The sequence below is a fragment of the Streptomyces sp. NPDC042002 genome, assembly GCF_055588305.1.
The window spans coordinates 497,362-513,789 of the sequence record NZ_JBVJCT010000004.1; the positions used below are offsets into that span (position 1 = coordinate 497,362).

The 16,428-nt window shown below is 70.1% G+C and carries 14 protein-coding genes and 1 riboswitch; of the genes, 13 read left to right on the forward strand and 1 reads right to left on the reverse strand.

All coding sequences use genetic code 11. The features are described 5' to 3' along the window. The 11 genes from ACZ6KY_RS09865 (at position 1) to ACZ6KY_RS09915 (ending at position 12,015) form a co-directional block, all read left to right on the forward strand. A complete protein-coding gene (locus ACZ6KY_RS09865) occupies positions 1 to 132 on the forward strand; it encodes a DUF6380 family protein (protein ID WP_469309829.1) in 132 nt (43 codons plus the stop codon). Further along, positions 129 to 1,535, forward strand: coding sequence for a hydroxysqualene dehydroxylase HpnE (gene hpnE, locus ACZ6KY_RS09870; RefSeq protein WP_469309784.1), 1,407 nt, complete (start codon positions 129 to 131; stop codon positions 1,533 to 1,535). The genes ACZ6KY_RS09865 and hpnE overlap by 4 nt, the downstream gene beginning before the upstream one ends. After that, complete coding sequence (locus ACZ6KY_RS09875; RefSeq protein WP_469309785.1) at positions 1,532 to 2,662, forward strand: polyprenyl synthetase family protein; 1,131 nt, start codon at positions 1,532 to 1,534, stop codon at positions 2,660 to 2,662. Before hpnE ends, ACZ6KY_RS09875 begins: the two co-directional genes overlap by 4 nt. A 152-nt stretch (positions 2,663 to 2,814) precedes the next feature. Beyond that, a complete protein-coding gene (gene shc, locus ACZ6KY_RS09880) occupies positions 2,815 to 4,818 on the forward strand; it encodes a squalene--hopene cyclase (protein WP_469309786.1) in 2,004 nt (667 codons plus the stop codon). Then, a complete protein-coding gene (locus ACZ6KY_RS09885) occupies positions 4,818 to 5,459 on the forward strand; it encodes a phosphorylase family protein (RefSeq protein WP_469309787.1) in 642 nt (213 codons plus the stop codon). The genes shc and ACZ6KY_RS09885 overlap by 1 nt, the downstream gene beginning before the upstream one ends. Positions 5,460 to 5,464: 5 nt before the next feature. Continuing rightward, entirely contained in the window at positions 5,465 to 6,487 is a 1,023-nt protein-coding gene (gene hpnH / locus ACZ6KY_RS09890; protein WP_469309788.1) for an adenosyl-hopene transferase HpnH, read from the forward strand. Positions 6,488 to 6,491: 4 nt separating this feature from the next. Next, positions 6,492 to 7,649: a flavodoxin-dependent (E)-4-hydroxy-3-methylbut-2-enyl-diphosphate synthase gene (gene ispG / locus ACZ6KY_RS09895; protein WP_469309789.1), complete on the forward strand. Its 1,158-nt coding sequence runs from the start codon at positions 6,492 to 6,494 to the stop codon at positions 7,647 to 7,649. A gap of 27 nt (positions 7,650 to 7,676) precedes the next feature. Beyond that, positions 7,677 to 9,629 carry a 1-deoxy-D-xylulose-5-phosphate synthase gene (gene dxs / locus ACZ6KY_RS09900; RefSeq protein ID WP_469309790.1) on the forward strand — a complete coding sequence of 651 codons (1,953 nt, stop codon included), beginning with the start codon at positions 7,677 to 7,679 and terminating at the stop codon, positions 9,627 to 9,629. Then, the gene (locus tag ACZ6KY_RS09905) at positions 9,626 to 11,026 is read left to right on the forward strand and encodes an aspartate aminotransferase family protein (RefSeq protein ID WP_469309791.1); all 1,401 of its coding nucleotides are present in this window, start codon (positions 9,626 to 9,628) and stop codon (positions 11,024 to 11,026) included. Before dxs ends, ACZ6KY_RS09905 begins: the two co-directional genes overlap by 4 nt. A gap of 204 nt (positions 11,027 to 11,230) precedes the next feature. After that, positions 11,231 to 11,869 (forward strand): helix-turn-helix domain-containing protein, encoded by a 639-nt coding sequence (locus tag ACZ6KY_RS09910; RefSeq protein ID WP_469309792.1) that lies wholly within the window; start codon positions 11,231 to 11,233, stop codon positions 11,867 to 11,869. 29 nt (positions 11,870 to 11,898) lie between these two features. Continuing rightward, positions 11,899 to 12,015: a DUF6126 family protein gene (locus ACZ6KY_RS09915; RefSeq protein WP_469309830.1), complete on the forward strand. Its 117-nt coding sequence runs from the start codon at positions 11,899 to 11,901 to the stop codon at positions 12,013 to 12,015. A 59-nt stretch (positions 12,016 to 12,074) separates the two neighbouring features. Here the strand turns inward: ACZ6KY_RS09915 and ACZ6KY_RS09920 are convergent, their stop codons facing one another. Further along, complete coding sequence (locus ACZ6KY_RS09920) at positions 12,075 to 12,872, reverse strand: tyrosine-protein phosphatase (protein WP_469309793.1); 798 nt, start codon at positions 12,870 to 12,872, stop codon at positions 12,075 to 12,077. Between the two features lie 631 nt (positions 12,873 to 13,503). Further along, positions 13,504 to 13,663: riboswitch (cyclic di-AMP (ydaO/yuaA leader) on the forward strand. 2 nt (positions 13,664 to 13,665) lie between these two features. On the opposite strand from ACZ6KY_RS09920, the gene ACZ6KY_RS09925 reads away from it, so the two are divergent. Together ACZ6KY_RS09925 and ACZ6KY_RS09930 are read left to right on the forward strand one after the other, a co-directional pair. Further along, complete coding sequence (locus ACZ6KY_RS09925; RefSeq protein ID WP_469309794.1) at positions 13,666 to 14,559, forward strand: M23 family metallopeptidase; 894 nt, start codon at positions 13,666 to 13,668, stop codon at positions 14,557 to 14,559. Positions 14,560 to 14,927: 368 nt separating this feature from the next. Next, a complete protein-coding gene (locus tag ACZ6KY_RS09930) occupies positions 14,928 to 15,713 on the forward strand; it encodes an SGNH/GDSL hydrolase family protein (RefSeq protein WP_469309831.1) in 786 nt (261 codons plus the stop codon). The last annotated feature ends 715 nt before the right edge of the window (positions 15,714 to 16,428 follow it).

Below are 16,428 nucleotides of genomic sequence, written 5' to 3' on the forward strand. Positions count from 1 at the left end.
ATGGGCCAACGTGATTCCTCCGGCGAAAAGCGGCACGCAACCCTCCGGGGCCGGGCGGCGTCCCTGACTGAGACGGCCTGCCGTGCACCGTTCAACCATCACGGCGCGGCCGCAGGGGAGGGTGCGCGATGAGCGAGGCCGAGTCCACGGACGACTCCGGCCGGGCCGCTGCCGTGGTGATCGGCGGCGGGCTCGCCGGGATCACCGCCGCGCTCGCGCTGGCCGACGCCGGGCTGCGGGTGACGCTGCTCGAAGGCCGGCCGCGCCTCGGCGGTCTCGCGTTCTCCTTCCAGCGCGGCGAGCTGACCGTGGACAACGGACAGCATGTCTTCCTGCGCTGCTGCACCGCGTACCGCTGGTTCCTCGACCGCGTCGACGCGACCTCGCTCGCGCCCTTGCAGGATCGTCTCGACGTGCCGGTTCTCGACCTGGAGGCACCTCCCGGACGACGGCTCGGCAGGATCGGCCGCAGCGCGCTGCCCGTGCCGCTGCATCTGGCGCGCAGCCTCGCGACGTATCAGCATCTGTCGCTCGCCGAGCGTGCCAGGGTCGGCCGTGCCGCGCTCGCGCTCAAGGGCCTGGATCTCACCGATCCGGCACTCGACGCGCAGAACTTCGGCGACTGGCTCGCCGGGCACGGTCAGTCGGAACGTGCCGTCGAAGCACTGTGGGACCTCGTGGGGGTCGCCACCCTCAACGCGGTGGCCAGGGATTCCTCGCTCGGGCTCGCCGCGATGGTGTTCAAGACGGGTCTGCTGTCCGACCCGGGCGCGGCCGACATCGGCTGGGCGCGCGTCCCGCTGGGCGAACTGCACGACACCCTCGCCCGCAAGGCGCTCGACTCCGCGGGCGTGCGTACCGAGATCCGTACACGAGTCACCTCCATCTCCTCCTACGAAAACGGACGTTGGAGCGTTCAGGTTCCCGGTGAGCGCATCGAGGCCGACACGGTCGTGCTCGCCGTGCCCCAGAGCGAGGCCCACGGCCTTCTGCCGGAGGGGGCGCTCGACGCCCCCGAGCGGCTCCTGGAGATCGGCACCGCGCCGATCCTCAACATCCACGTCGTCTACGACCGCAAGGTCCTCGCCGCGCCGTTCTTCGCCGCGCTCGGCTCCCCGGTGCAGTGGGTCTTCGACCGCACCGAGGCGTCCGGGCTCCGGGAGGGGCAGTACCTGGCGCTGTCGCAGTCGGCGGCGCGGGACGAGATCGACGAGCCCGTCGCCGTGCTGCGGGAGCGCTATCTGCCGGAGCTGGAGCGGCTGCTGCCCGGTGCGCGCGGCGCCGTAGTGAAGGACTTCTTCGTGACCCGGGAGCGCACCGCGACGTTCGCCCCCGCCCCGGGCGTCGGGCGGCTGCGGCCCGGTGCCCGTACCAAGGCCCCCGGCCTGTACCTGGCCGGAGCGTGGACCGCCACAGGGTGGCCCGCGACCATGGAGAGTGCGGTTCGCAGTGGAGTCGGTGCGGCGGGCGCCGCGCTGGACGCCCTGGGCCGGCCCCGCGATCACCTCCTCGGACTCTTCGAGGAGGCGGCATGACGCTCGACCGGAGCCTGGCAGGCCCCCGCACCCCCGGTACCGCAACAAGAGGAGAGATTGTGCCCACTGTGCCCCCGGCCGAGACGGCTGCCGACGCGGTGGACGTGACCGCGCTCCTGGAGCGCGGCCGGACCCTGGCCACACCGGTGCTCAAGGCAGCCGTCGACCGTCTGGCGGCGCCCATGGACACCGTCGCCGCCTATCACTTCGGCTGGATCGACGCCGAGGGCAACCCCGCGGACGGCGACGGCGGCAAGGCGGTGCGCCCCGCGCTCGCCGTCCTCTCCGCGCAGGCCGCCGGCGCCGCCCCCGAGGTGGGTGTCCCCGGCGCGGTCGCGGTCGAGCTGGTGCACAACTTCTCGCTCCTGCACGACGACCTGATGGACGGCGACGAGCAGCGCCGCCACCGTGACACCGTCTGGAAGGTGCACGGCCCCGCCCAGGCCATCCTGGTCGGCGACGCCCTGTTCGCGCTGGCCAACGAGGTCCTGCTGGAGCTCGGCACCGTCGAGGCCGGCCGCGCCACCCGGCGCCTGACCACCGCCACCCGGGCCCTCATCGACGGCCAGGCCCAGGACATCTCCTACGAGCACCGCGACCGGGTCAGCGTCGAGGAGTGCCTGGAGATGGAGGGCAACAAGACGGGCGCCCTGCTCGCCTGCGCCTGCTCCATCGGAGCCGTCCTCGGCGGCGCCGACGACCTCACCGCCGACACGCTGGAGCGCTACGGCTACCACCTCGGCCTCGCCTTCCAGGCCGTGGACGACCTGCTCGGCATCTGGGGCGACCCCGAGGCCACCGGGAAGCAGACCTGGAGCGATCTGCGCCAGCGCAAGAAGTCCCTGCCGGTGGTGGCCGCGCTCGCCGCGGGCGGTCCCGCCTCCGAGCGGCTCGGTGACCTGCTCGCCGAGGACGCCAAGGCCAGCGACTTCGAGAACTTCTCCGAGGAGGAGTTCGCCGCGCGCGCCGCGCTCATCGAGGAGGCGGGCGGCCGTGAGTGGACCGCCCAGGAGGCGCGCCGCCAGCACGCGATCGCCATCGAGGCACTGGACGTCGTCCCGATGCCCGGGCACGTACGCGCCCAGCTCGTGGCGCTCGCCGACTTCGTAGTCGTACGGAAGAGATGATCGTTATCGGTCGAATAAACCTCGCGTAGTCGCCGGCCGGTGCCTTTCCCAAGCTTCGAACCTCGTTCGAGCGGGGGGATATCCATCCGAACGAACGCACCGGCCGACGGCGGACCCACAGCAGAGACGTACCACTGCACGAAGGGGAAGCCATGACAGCGACGACCGACGGAAGCACCGGGGCCCTGCCGCCCCGCGCTGCCTCGGCCAGCGAAACCCAGCATCAGACCACTCCCGAGGCGGCCGGGACGGTCGAGACCCGAGACGCCGCCACGCGCGCCATGGAGCGCGCCACGGACTTCCTGCTGGCGCGGCAGGACGCCCAGGGCTGGTGGAAGGGCGACCTCGAGACGAACGTCACCATGGACGCCGAGGACCTGCTTCTCCGTCAGTTCCTGGGAATCCGTGACGAGCCGACCACCCGCGGCGCCGCGCTGTTCATCCGCGGTGAGCAGCGCGAGGACGGCACCTGGGCCTCGTTCTACGGCGGTCCGGGCGAGATCTCCACCACCATCGAGGCGTACGTCGCCCTGCGGCTGGCCGGAGACGCCCCGGACGAGGCGCACATGGCGAAGGCGTCCGCGTGGATCCGCGAGCGCGGCGGCCTCGCCGCGGCCCGTGTCTTCACCCGGATCTGGCTCGCCCTCTTCGGCTGGTGGAACTGGGACGACCTGCCCGAACTCCCTCCGGAACTCATCTACTTCCCGAAGTGGATGCCGCTCAACATCTACGACTTCGGCTGCTGGGCGCGGCAGACGATCGTGCCGCTCACCATCGTCTCGGCGAAGCGGCCGGTGCGGCCGGCGCCGTTCCCGCTGGACGAACTGCACACCGACGCCCGTCACCCCAATCCGGTCAAGCCCCTTGCCCGCGTGGCCAGTTGGGACGGTGCCTTCCAGCGTCTGGACAAAGCCCTGCACCAGTACCGCAAGGTCGCGCCGCGCGCCCTGCGCAGAGCGGCGATGAACACGGCGGGCCGCTGGATCATCGAGCGCCAGGAGAACGACGGTTGCTGGGGAGGCATCCAGCCGCCCGCCGTCTACTCGGTCATCGCCCTGCACCTGCTCGGCTACGACCTCGAACACCCGGTCATGCGCGAGGGGCTGGCCTCGCTAAACCGTTTCGCCGTATGGCGCGACGACGGTGCCCGGATGATCGAGGCCTGCCAGTCACCGGTGTGGGACACCTGTCTGGCGGCCATCGCGCTGGCCGACGCGGGAGTGCCCGCCGACCACCCACAGCTCGTCAAGGCCGTGGACTGGATGCTCGGGGAGGAGATCGTCCGGCCCGGCGACTGGTCCGTCAAGCGGCCCCAACTACCGCCGGGCGGCTGGGCGTTCGAGTTCCACAATGACAACTACCCCGACATCGACGACACCGCGGAGGTCGTCCTCGCACTGCGCCGCGTCCGGCATCACGACCCGGACCGCGTCGAGAACGCCATCGGACGCGGGGTCCGCTGGAATCTCGGCATGCAGTCCAAGGACGGCGGCTGGGGCGCGTTCGACGTCGACAACACCAGCGCCTTCCCCAACCGGCTGCCGTTCTGCGACTTCGGGGAGGTGATCGACCCGCCCTCCGCCGACGTCACCGCGCACGTGGTGGAGATGCTGGCGGTCGAGGGACTCGCGCACGACCCGCGCACCCGCCGGGGCATCCAGTGGCTGCTCGCCCATCAGGAGCCGAACGGTTCCTGGTTCGGACGCTGGGGCGTCAACTACGTCTACGGGACAGGGTCGGTGGTCCCGGCGCTCGTCGCGGCGGGACTGCCCGGTTCGCACCCCGCGATCCGCCGGGCCGTGGCCTGGCTGGAGACCGTGCAGAACGACGACGGCGGCTGGGGCGAGGACATGCGCTCCTACGAGGACACCGTCGGCTGGAGCGGACGCGGCGCCTCGACCGCCTCCCAGACCGGCTGGGCGCTGCTCGCCCTGCTGGCCGCGGGGGAGGGCGACTCCAAGGCCGTGGAGCGCGGGGTGGTCTGGCTCGCGGAGACCCAGCTGCCCGACGGCTCCTGGGACGAGCCGTACTTCACGGGGACCGGCTTCCCGTGGGACTTCTCGATCAACTACCACCTCTACCGCCAGGTCTTCCCGCTCACCGCACTCGGCCGCTACGTCCACGGAGAGCCCTTCTCCGCGGCGAAGGGGGGCTGATGGACGGGCGGCCCGCACCGGACCCGCTGCTGATCGCCTGCGCGCTCGGCATCGAGCACCTCGCCCTGCGCAGCGGCGACCGGAGCGGCGCCGGCGGGCCGGTCACCGTGCTGCGCACCGGCATGGGGCCCAAGGCCGCCGGCCGGTCGGTCACCCGGGTGCTCGCCGACCCGGCGCTGTCCGCGGCGGCCGTACTGGCCACCGGCTTCTGCGCGGGGCTCGCCCCGGGCATGCACCCCGGTGACCTGGTCGTCGCCGAGGAGACCCGGGACCCGGGCGGCACCACGCCGTGCGTGGGGACCGATCTCCTGGTCAAGGAACTCGTGCGCGCCGTGCCCGGCCGCACCGTCCACACGGGGCCGCTCACCGGCTCCGATCACGTCGTCCGCGGTCACGAGCGCTCCGATCTGCTCGCGACCGGCGCCATCGCCGTCGACATGGAGTCCGCGGCCACCCTGCTCGGCGCGGTCCGCTCGGGCATCCGTCCCGTTGCGGCCGTACGGGTGGTCGTGGATGCTCCAGAACATGAACTCGTCCGAATCGGCACGTTCCGCGGTGGAATATCGGCTTTCCGCGTTCTTCGTGCTGTGCTTCCCGCTTTTTTCGAATGGCACCGTTCTTTGTCGCTCCCTCGGAGGTGAGCCGTATGGCCATGCCGCTTCGGCAGTCCATGAAGGTCGCTGCGTACCTGTTTGAACAGAAGCTCAGGAAGCGGGACAAGTTTGCCCTGCTCGTCGAGTTGGAGCCGCTCTTCGCCTGCAACCTCGCGTGCGAGGGCTGCGGCAAGATCCAGCACCCCGCCGGTGTGCTCAAGCAGCGCATGCCGGTCGCCCAGGCCGTCGGCGCGGTCCTCGAATCCGGTGCGCCGATGGTGTCCATCGCCGGCGGCGAACCGCTGATGCACCCTCAGATCGACGAGATCGTGCGGCAGTTGGTGGCCAAGAAGAAGTTCGTCTTCCTCTGCACCAACGCGATGCTGCTGCGCAAGAAGATGGACAAGTTCAAGCCCTCGCCGTACTTCGCCTGGGCCGTGCACATCGACGGGCTGCGCGAGCGGCACGACGAGTCCGTCGCCAAGGAAGGCGTCTTCGACGAGGCGGTCGAGGCCATCAAGGAGGCCAAACGCCGCGGCTTCCGCGTCACCACGAACTCGACCTTCTTCAACACCGACACCCCGCAGACCATCATCGAGGTCCTCAACTTCCTCAACGACGACCTGAAGGTCGACGAGATGATGCTCTCGCCCGCCTACGCCTACGAGAAGGCCCCCGACCAGGAGCACTTCCTCGGCGTCCAGCAGACCCGGGAACTGTTCAAGAAGGCCTTCGCGGGCGGCAACCGGCGCCGCTGGCGGCTCAACCAGAGCCCGCTCTTCCTGGACTTCCTGGAGGGCAAGGTCGACTTCCCGTGCACCGCGTGGGCGATCCCCAGCTACTCGCTCTTCGGCTGGCAGAAGCCCTGCTATCTGATGAGCGACGGGTACGTGCAGACGTACAAGCAGCTCCTGGAGGAGACCGACTGGGACTCCTACGGCCGCGGCAAGGACGACCGGTGCGCGAACTGCATGGCGCACTGCGGCTACGAGCCGACGGCCGTCCTCGCCACCATGGGCTCCCTCAAGGAGTCGATCCGGGCGGCCCGCGAGACCTTCACGGAAAGCCGCGGGTGACCCCGTGACCGCCGTCTCCCTGGGCCTGCCCGAGGTACCGGTCCGGCCGATCGCGGAGCGCCGTGTCTCGCGGCGCATCCAGGTCGGACCGGTGGCGGTCGGGGGCGGGGCGCCCGTGTCGGTGCAGTCGATGACCACGACCCGTACGTCGGACATCGGTGCCACCCTTCAGCAGATCGCGGAACTGACCGCGTCCGGCTGCCAGATCGTCCGTGTCGCCTGTCCCACGCAGGACGACGCGGACGCGCTCGCGACCATCGCCCGCAAGTCGCAGATCCCGGTGATCGCGGACATCCACTTCCAGCCGAAGTACGTGTTCGCGGCGATCGAGGCGGGCTGCGCGGCGGTGCGGGTGAACCCCGGCAACATCAAGCAGTTCGACGACAAGGTGAAGGAGATCGCGCGGGCCGCGCGGGACGCCGGAATCCCGATCCGGATCGGCGTGAACGCCGGCTCGCTCGACCGGCGGCTGCTGGAGAAGTACGGGAAGGCGACGCCCGAGGCGCTCGTCGAGTCGGCGCTGTGGGAGGCGTCGCTCTTCGAGGAGCACGGGTTCCGGGACATCAAGATCTCGGTGAAGCACAACGACCCGGTCGTCATGGTCAACGCCTACCGGCAGCTGGCCGAGCAGTGCGACTACCCGCTCCACCTCGGCGTGACCGAGGCCGGTCCGGCGTTCCAGGGGACCATCAAGTCGGCCGTGGCGTTCGGCGCGCTGCTCAGTGAGGGCATCGGCGACACCATCAGGGTCTCGCTGAGCGCGCCGCCCGCCGAGGAGTGCAAGGTCGGCATCCAGATCCTGGAGTCGCTCGGGCTGCGGCAGCGGCGCCTGGAGATCGTCTCGTGCCCGTCCTGCGGGCGCGCCCAGGTCGACGTGTACAAGCTGGCCGACGAGGTCACGGCCGGTCTGGAGGGGATGGAGGTCCCGTTGCGTGTCGCGGTCATGGGCTGTGTCGTCAACGGTCCCGGCGAGGCGCGGGAGGCGGACCTGGGGGTCGCCTCCGGCAACGGCAAGGGCCAGATCTTCGTCAGGGGCGAGGTCATCAAGACCGTGCCCGAGTCGAAGATCGTGGAGACCCTCATCGACGAGGCGATGAAGATCGCGGAGCAGATGGAGAACGACGGCGTCGCGTCCGGAGAACCGGCCGTCACCGTGAGCTGATCAGCACGGACCGAGAGGGGGCCCGACGTGACGATTCTGGAGAACATCCGGGGACCACGCGACCTGAAGGCGCTGTCCGAGGCGGAAATCGGTGAACTGGCCGAAGAGGTGAGGGAGTTCCTGGTGCACGCGGTCGCCAGGACCGGCGGTCACCTCGGACCCAACCTGGGAGTGGTGGAACTGTCCATCGGCCTCCACCGGGTCTTCGAGTCGCCGGTCGACCGCATCCTGTGGGACACCGGCCATCAGAGCTACGTACACAAGTTGTTGACTGGGCGTCAGGACTTCTCCAAGCTGCGGGGCAAGGGCGGCCTGTCCGGCTATCCCTCGCGCGAGGAGTCCGAGCACGACGTCATCGAGAACAGCCACGCCTCCACGGCGCTCGGCTGGGCGGACGGGCTCGCCAAGGCCCGCCAGGTGCAGGGTGAGAAGGGCCATGTCGTCGCGGTCATCGGCGACGGCGCGCTGACCGGCGGCATGGCGTGGGAGGCGCTGAACAACATCGCCGCCGCCAAGGACCGGCCGCTGATCATCGTCGTCAACGACAACGAACGCTCGTACGCGCCGACCATCGGCGGCCTCGCCAACCATCTCGCGACCCTGCGGACGACCGACAGCTACGAGCAGGTCCTCGCCTGGGGCAAGAGCGTCCTGCTGCGCACCCCCCTCGTCGGCAACACGATCTACGAGTCGCTGCACGGCGCGAAGAAGGGCTTCAAGGACGCGTTCGCGCCGCAGGGCATGTTCGAGGACCTCGGGCTCAAGTACGTCGGCCCGATCGACGGTCACGACGTGGGAGCCGTGGAGTCCGCGCTGCGCCGGGCGAAACGCTTCCACGGGCCCGTGCTCATCCACTGCCTGACGGAGAAGGGCCGCGGCTACGAACCCGCGCTCGCGCACGAGGAGGACCACTTCCACACGGTCGGGGTGATGGACCCGCTCACCTGCGAGCCCCTCGCGCCGCCCAACGGCCCCTCCTGGACCTCCGTGTTCGGTGAGGAGATCGTCAGGATCGGCGAGGAGCGCGCGGACGTCGTGGCCATCACGGCGGCCATGCTGCATCCGGTGGGGCTCGGGAAGTTCGCCGAGCGGTTCCCCGACCGGGTATGGGACGTCGGCATCGCCGAGCAGCACGCCACGGTGTCCGCGGCCGGACTCGCGACCGGCGGACTGCATCCCGTCGTCGCCGTCTACGCCACTTTCCTCAACCGGGCCTTCGACCAGCTCCTCATGGACGTCGCCCTGCACCGCTGCGGGGTGACCTTCGTCCTCGACCGGGCCGGCGTCACCGGCGTCGACGGCGCCTCGCACAACGGCATGTGGGACATGTCGATCCTCCAGGTCGTACCCGGCCTCAGGATCGCCGCGCCGCGCGACGCCGACCAACTGCGAGCCCAACTGCGGGAGGCGGTCGCCGTCGACGACGCGCCGACCCTGATCCGCTTCCCGAAGGAGTCGGTGGGTCCGGCGATCCCCGCGGTGGACCATGTGGGCGGCCTCGACGTCCTGCACCGGGGCGAGCGCCCCGAGGTGCTGCTCGTCGCGGTGGGTGTGATGGCGCCGGTCTGCCTCCAGACCGCCGACCTGCTGGAGTCGCGCGGTATCGGCTGCACGGTCGTCGACCCGCGCTGGGTCAAGCCCGTCGACCCGGCGCTGCCCCACCTCGCCGCCGAGCACCGGCTCGTCGCCGTGGTCGAGGACAACAGCCGGGCCTCGGGCGTCGGCGCGGCGGTCGCGCTCGCCCTCGGGGACGCCGAAGTCGACGTGCCCGTACGGCGGTTCGGCATCCCGGAGCAGTTCCTCGCGCACGCCAAGCGGGCCGAGGTGCTGGCCGACATCGGGCTCACGCCCGTCGAGATCGCCGGGCGGATCAGCGCCGGCCTGGCGATCAGGGACGAGCGGGCCAAGACCGCGTACGAGCTGTCGAAGGCCGCCGACCAGTCGGCCGAGCACGAGCCGTCCAAGGAGAAACAGGAATGACCGACCCTGCCCAGAAGGGGGAGTTCGACCTCGGCGCGCTCCTCGCCGAGCGCGGAGCCGAGCGCTACGAGCTGCACACGAAATACCTGAACCACCAACTCCCGCGCATGCTGCGCACCATCGGCTTCGACAAGGTGTACGAGCGGGCCGAGGGCGCGCACTTCTGGGACGCCGACGGCAACGACTACCTGGACATGCTCGCCGGGTTCGGGGTGATGGGCCTCGGCCGCCATCACCCCGTCGTCCGGCGCGCGCTGCACGACGTCCTCGACGCCTCGCTCGCCGACCTCACCCGCTTCGACTGCCAGCCGTTGCCGGGCCTGCTCGCGGAACGACTGCTCGCGCACTCCCCGCACCTGGACCGGGTGTTCTTCGGCAACAGCGGTACGGAAGCGGTCGAGACCGCGCTGAAATTCGCCCGGTACGCCACCGGCAGACCCCGGATCCTCTACTGCTCGCACGCCTTCCACGGCCTGACCACCGGCTCCCTGTCCGTGAACGGCGAGGACGGCTTCCGCGACGGCTTCGCACCGCTGCTGCCCGACACGGCCATCCCCCTCGGTGATCTCGACGCCCTGGCAAGGGAGTTGAAGAAGGGTGACGTGGCCGCGCTGATCGTGGAGCCGATCCAGGGCAAGGGCGTCCACGAGTCACCGCCCGGATATCTGCGCGCCGCCCAGGAGTTGCTGCACCGGCACAAGGCACTGCTCATCGCGGACGAGGTGCAGACCGGCCTCGGCCGGACCGGCGACTTCTACGCCTACCAGCACGAGGAGGGGGTCGAACCGGACCTGGTGTGCGTGGCCAAGGCGCTCTCCGGGGGCTATGTGCCGGTCGGCGCGACCCTCGGCAAGGACTGGATCTTCAAGAAGGTCTACTCCTCCATGGACCGGGTCCTCGTGCACTCGGCCAGCTTCGGTTCCAACGCGCAGGCCATGGCGGCGGGGCTCGCGGTGCTCTCCGTGATGGAGAACGAGCAGATCGTCGCCAATGCGCGGATCACCGGAGAACAGCTCAAGTCCCGGCTGGCGGCCCTGGTCGACCGCTACGAACTGCTCAGCGACGTACGCGGCCGGGGCCTGATGATCGGCATCGAGTTCGGCCGCCCCACGTCGCTCAAGCTGCGCGGCCGCTGGACCATGCTGCAGGCCGCGCGCAAGGGCCTGTTCGCGCAGATGGTCGTCGTCCCGCTGCTCCAGCGGCACCGCATCCTCACCCAGGTCTCCGGCGACCACCTGGAGGTGATCAAGCTGATCCCGCCGCTGGTCATCGACGAGCAGGACGTCGACCGGTTCGTGGAGGCCTTCACCGCGGTGATGGAGGACGCCCACAGTGGCGGCGGGCTGATGTGGGACTTCGGGAAGACACTGGTGAAACAGGCGGTCGCGAACCGCTGAGACCCGGCCGTTCCGGCGGGTCGCCGTCGTCGCGGGGCGCGGACGTGGACGCGGGCGCGACGCCGACCGGGGTGCAGAAGCGGCGTCGACACTGCCGGGCACCCGGCGTCGACGCGGCCGAGTGCCCGGCCTCGGCACCGCGGGACTCTTTGCCTCTGGGGCAAGAAAATTGCCCCAGAGGCAACCGTCGGGCTCAATGGTCATATGAGCCCTGCCGATCCAGGGGCGGTCGAAGAACCGTCCGCCGAACTGCACGCCGTGGCGCCCCAGCTCCGCGCGCTGCGCCGCGGTGCCACCCTCACGCTGGAGGCCGCCGCCCGCGCCGCCGGACTCTCGCCCGCCCATCTCTCCCGTCTGGAGACCGGGCAGCGCCAGCCCTCGCTGCCGATGCTGCTCACGCTGGCCCGTGTCTACGGTACGACGGTCTCCGAACTGCTCGGCGAGACGGTCGCCGACCGTGACGCGATCGTACGGGCCGCCGACATGGAGCCGGCTCCGGCGGGCGGCTGGACCTACTGGCAGGCCGGCGCCGCGGGCCGAGGTATGCAGGCGCTGCGCGTGCACGTCCCGTACGGCTCACAGGGCGACATCGTGCGCGTCCATCCGGGTGAGGAGTGGTTGTACGTCCTCCAGGGGCGGCTCAGGCTGCGCCTCGGGGACACCGCGCACATCCTCGCGCCGGGGGACAGCGCCCACTTCGACTCGCTGACCCCGCACCGCATCGCCGCCGCCGAGCGTCCCGGAGCCGAGCTCCTCTTCGTACACACCCTGCTGCAGAGCCCCGTCGCCGCACTGTGCCTCGGCCAGGCGACGGGCCACCCCACCTCGGGAGAGACATCATGACCGAACCCACAGAACCCCGCACACGGTCCATGGAGGACAAGTTTCCGCGTGCCCTGTGGGTGCGGCTGATCATCTACGTCGCCGTCGGCCACCTCTTCGCGGCCTTCGTCTACCTGCTCTTCACGCTGGGTGCGCAGAACCAGTAGCACCCGTAGCACCAGTGGAGCCAGTCGAACCAGGGGAAACCGCGGCCCGGGCGAGCGGCTCAGTCCAGCAGCCGCTCGCGCAGGCGCTCCCGCAGCTCAGGCGTCATCCCCAGTCCCCGCTCCAGGTAGACGTCGACGCTGCCCCACGTCTCCTCGATCGTCTCGAACGCGGCCGTCAGGTACTCGGCGCGCGCGTCGAACAGGGGGCTGAGCAGTTCCATGACCTCGGGGGAGTACGCGGCGGCCGAGGTGTTGTTGCGGCGCACCTTGTAGCGGCGGTGCGCGGCGTTCGACTCCAGGTAGTCGGCCACGATCGCCTCGCGCTCGACGCCGAGGGCGAGCAGGGTGATCGCGATGGACAGTCCGGCGCGGTCCTTGCCGGCCGCGCAGTGCATCAGCGCGGGCACACTGTCCTCGGCCAGCGCGTGCAGCACCTGGGAGTGTTCGGCCGTGCGCTCCTTGATGATCGTGCGATACGAGTTGATCATCCGGTTCGCGGCCTTGCCGTCGCCGAGGATCGCGCGCAGCTGGTCGAGATCGCCGTCGCGGACCATCTTCCAGAACTCGCCGCCGTCCGCCGGGTCGGTCAGCGGAAGGTTCACGTTCCGTACGCCCGGCAGTTCGACGTCCGGGCCCTCCAGCTTCTGGTCCGCGGCATTGCGGAAGTCGAAGATCGTGTGGAGTCCCAGAGAGGAGAGGAACGCGGCGTCGTCCTCCGTGGCGTGAGCGAGGTGGCCGCTGCGGAACAGGTGCCCGTAGCGCACTCGTCGGCCGTCCGCGGCGGGCAGACCGCCCACGTCGCGGAAGTTGCGCACTCCGCCGAGCTCGGGCTCGGTCGACGGGACCTGCTGCGTCACGGGGGCTCCTCCCATTCGGCCGCCGGCGTCGCCGGGCTGGACTCGGCGTCGCTCGTCGGCAGTTGTTCCGGCTCGCGCTCTCGACGATACGACATGGGTTCCTCAGGCAATGAGTTGTCCACAGGCGTCGCCTTCCGGACAGGACCCCTTTGATGATGTTGCTCCATGGGTACGTCCGTTCGAATGCATCGAAGGGTCGGTCACCTCTTCCTGCTGTGCGGACTCGACGGGATGAATCGGAACGAGATGGGGCATTGCCGCATACCGTTTCGTGTGCCGGAATGCGCGGAGGTCCGGATGTGACGGATATCCGTTCGCGTCATATCTGGCTGTTCTGTCCGGATTGGCGCCTTCGTTATAACTGGCCCTGGAATAAGGCACCCTGAGTCGAGTCGCGTGAGGAGCGTCATATTCGTGACGATGCGTTGCTGTCCTCACTTCCCAACCGGCCCGCGTTTCCTGGCGCGTTGAGGGGCCCGAAAGATCGTCATTCCACAGAGGGTGACGGCAATTCCCGCATGGATCAAGAAAGATGAGCGCACGGAAAGCGCACGTAGTTGTCGACGCGCTCTCATCTCGCTTACGTTCTGCCTCAATCCGGACGGACGCCCAATCCTGCCGCCGCCCGGAATCCGCACACTCACCCGTACACGGCAGGAGCGGGGGACCCACAGGTTCCGTGCCTGGTCCGGTCTCCGGAACAGGCTAGGGGTACAGCCGCGCAGCAGCGTGGCCGGGCATCTCCAGCCCGCACCCGACAGCTCACCCCGCAGGCGCCGGAGAGGAAATCGTCATGCCCGCGAAGGGTAAGCACCGCCGTCCCAAGTCCCTCCGTTTCACCCGCTCGATCGCCGTGGCCGGAACCGGTGGCGCCGCACTCGCGCTGCCTCTGATGGGAGCCACGGGCGCCCACGCCGCGACCCCGGCCACCGCCGTGGCGCAGCATGTCGAGAAGGCCGCGACCGCCGCTCCCGCCGCCGAGAAGACCGCCACGACGAAGACGTACGCGGTGAGGTCCGGCGACTACCTCTCGAAGATCGCCGACGAGCAGAACGTCAGCGGTGGCTGGAAGAAGATCTACTCCGACAACCGCTCCGCCATCGGCGGCGACCCGTCGCTGATCCACCCCGGTCTGAAGCTGTCGCTCGGCAAGAAGGCCGCCTTCGCCGGCGGCGCCCACTCGGCCACCCGCACGACGACCTCGGCGCCGAAGACCGACCAGGCGACCCCGGCCACCGAGTCGGCCGCCCCCGACACCGCTTCCGCCGACAACGGTTCCGGCTACACCCTGCCGGTCCAGGGCGGCACCATAGGCACCGGCTACAAGGTGGCGGGCAGCATGTGGTCCAGCGGCTACCACACGGGCGTGGACTTCGTGGTCCCGACCGGCACCACGATCAAGTCCATCGCCGCGGGCACCGTCGTCTCCGCCGGCTGGGGCGGCGCCTACGGCAACCAGGTCGTCATCCAGCACGCCGACGGCAAGTACTCCCAGTACGCCCACATGTCGTCCCTGTCCGTCTCGGCGGGGCAGACCGTGACCGAGGGCCAGCAGATCGGCCTCTCCGGCGCGACCGGCAACGTCACCGGACCGCACATGCACTTCGAGATCCGCACCACGCCGGACTACGGCTCCGACGTCGACCCGGTCGCGTACCTGCGCTCGCACGGTGTCGCCGTCGGCTGACCCGTCGCCCTGAGTTCCAGGCGCTTGCCCCGCTCCTGACCTGACGGCAGGAGCGCCGCCGAAGGCCGGACCCCATGATCCTCGGGGTCCGGCCTCCGGTGTTTTCCGTCACGGGGCGCGTGTACCAGGAAAGTATCCGTCGTCGAGCAATGCGCGCGACCGCGCCGAGCGATTCCCCCGTGACGTTCCGGCCGCTGAGTGATCGATGCTTCAACGTCCCTGATATGAGCCTTATTCCAGAGTTGACCAACGCTTGGCGAGTGGCTTATCTCACCGCCCGTCAACCCTTCCCTACGGTCGCGTAGCTCACATCGAAAGGTGAATCATGGGTCGATGTGGCAGACGATTCGAAGAGTGACGACAGATCAGTGATCGGGTCGTACGTGGCGGTGGGGGACAGCTTCACCGAAGGCGTCGGCGACCCTGGGCCCGACGGGGCGTTCGTCGGCTGGGCCGACCGGTTCGCGGTACTTCTCGCCGACCGGCGACCCGAAGGCGATTTCAACTACACCAATCTCGCCGTGCGCGGCAAACTGCTCGACCAGATCGTCGAGACCCAGCTCCTGAAGGCCAAGGAGCTCGGCCCGGACCTGGTCTCGTTCAGCGCGGGCGGCAACGACATCATCCGCCCCGGCACCGACCCCGACGAGGTCGCGGAGCGCTTCGAGCGCGCGATAGCCGACCTCACCTCCGCCGTCGGCGCCGTCATGGTGACCACCGGCTTCGACACCCGTGGCGTTCCCGTGCTCAAGCATCTGCGCGGCAAGATCGCCACCTACAACGGACATGTGCGGGCCATCGCGGACCGCTACGGCTGTCCCGTCCTCGACCTCTGGTCCCTGAAGACGATCCAGGACCGCCGTGCCTGGGACGGCGACCGACTGCACCTCTCGCCCGAGGGGCACACACGGGTGGCGCTCCGTGCCGGACAGGTACTCGGCCTCGATGTGCCCGCCGACCCGGACCAGCCCTGGCCGCCCCTCCCACCGCGGGGCACCCTGGAGGTGCGCCGCGACAACATCCAGTGGGCCCGCGAGTATCTGGTCCCGTGGATCGGCCGGCGGTTGCGCGGGGAGTCCTCGGGCGATCACGTCGCGGCCAAGGGGACCCTGTCACCGGACGACATCAAGATGCGCATCGAGTCGGTGGCCTGAGACGGGACCACCCGGTCGCGTCTTCCATTACGGGACCAGCTCGCCGGCACGGCCAAAGGGCCGCCCCGGTCATGGCACCACGGACAGCGCGGGTCCCGGCCGGGTCGAGCGGCCGGGACCCGCGCCGGTGTCCGGGGCGGGCCGGGCTCGACCGGTGAGGTGCCGGCCCGCGCCGGATCAGGCGCCGGGCCGTCGGCCTCGACGGTCACCGTCACCGGCGAGGGCAGCGCCACCGGCGCTCCGGACCTCGCGCTCATCGGGGTAGGGACCGAGGCCACCGACAAGACCTCGAAGCCGGCCCTCGCCGCGCAACGCGCCGCGGCCGACGCCCTGCCCGACCGCGCCCCGCCGTACGCGCGGGCCCGCGAGTCGGCGTACGGGGCTGGTCTCCCTCACGGAGGGCGGCGGCGCGTCCCGCCCGGTACCGGTCGCCGCGGCGGCCTTCGGCCAGGGCGGATCAGGTGTACCGGTCGCTCCCGGCGAGATCCGGGACGCGATCGTCCTCACGGCCGTCCACGAACTGGACTGAGACGGCGAGGAGAGCACCACGAAATGGACTGAGGTGGCGCGGAGAGCACTAGGCGCTGTTTCTCGGATCTCCTGACGGGGCTGGGGTGTTGAGAGGGTGTTTAGCGCCTATTTAGGTTGTTATACGGCGGTTTGGATCTCGGCTTGTCTGGGAGTGCTGAGGCTGGCGTGAGTGATGGTGCACGAG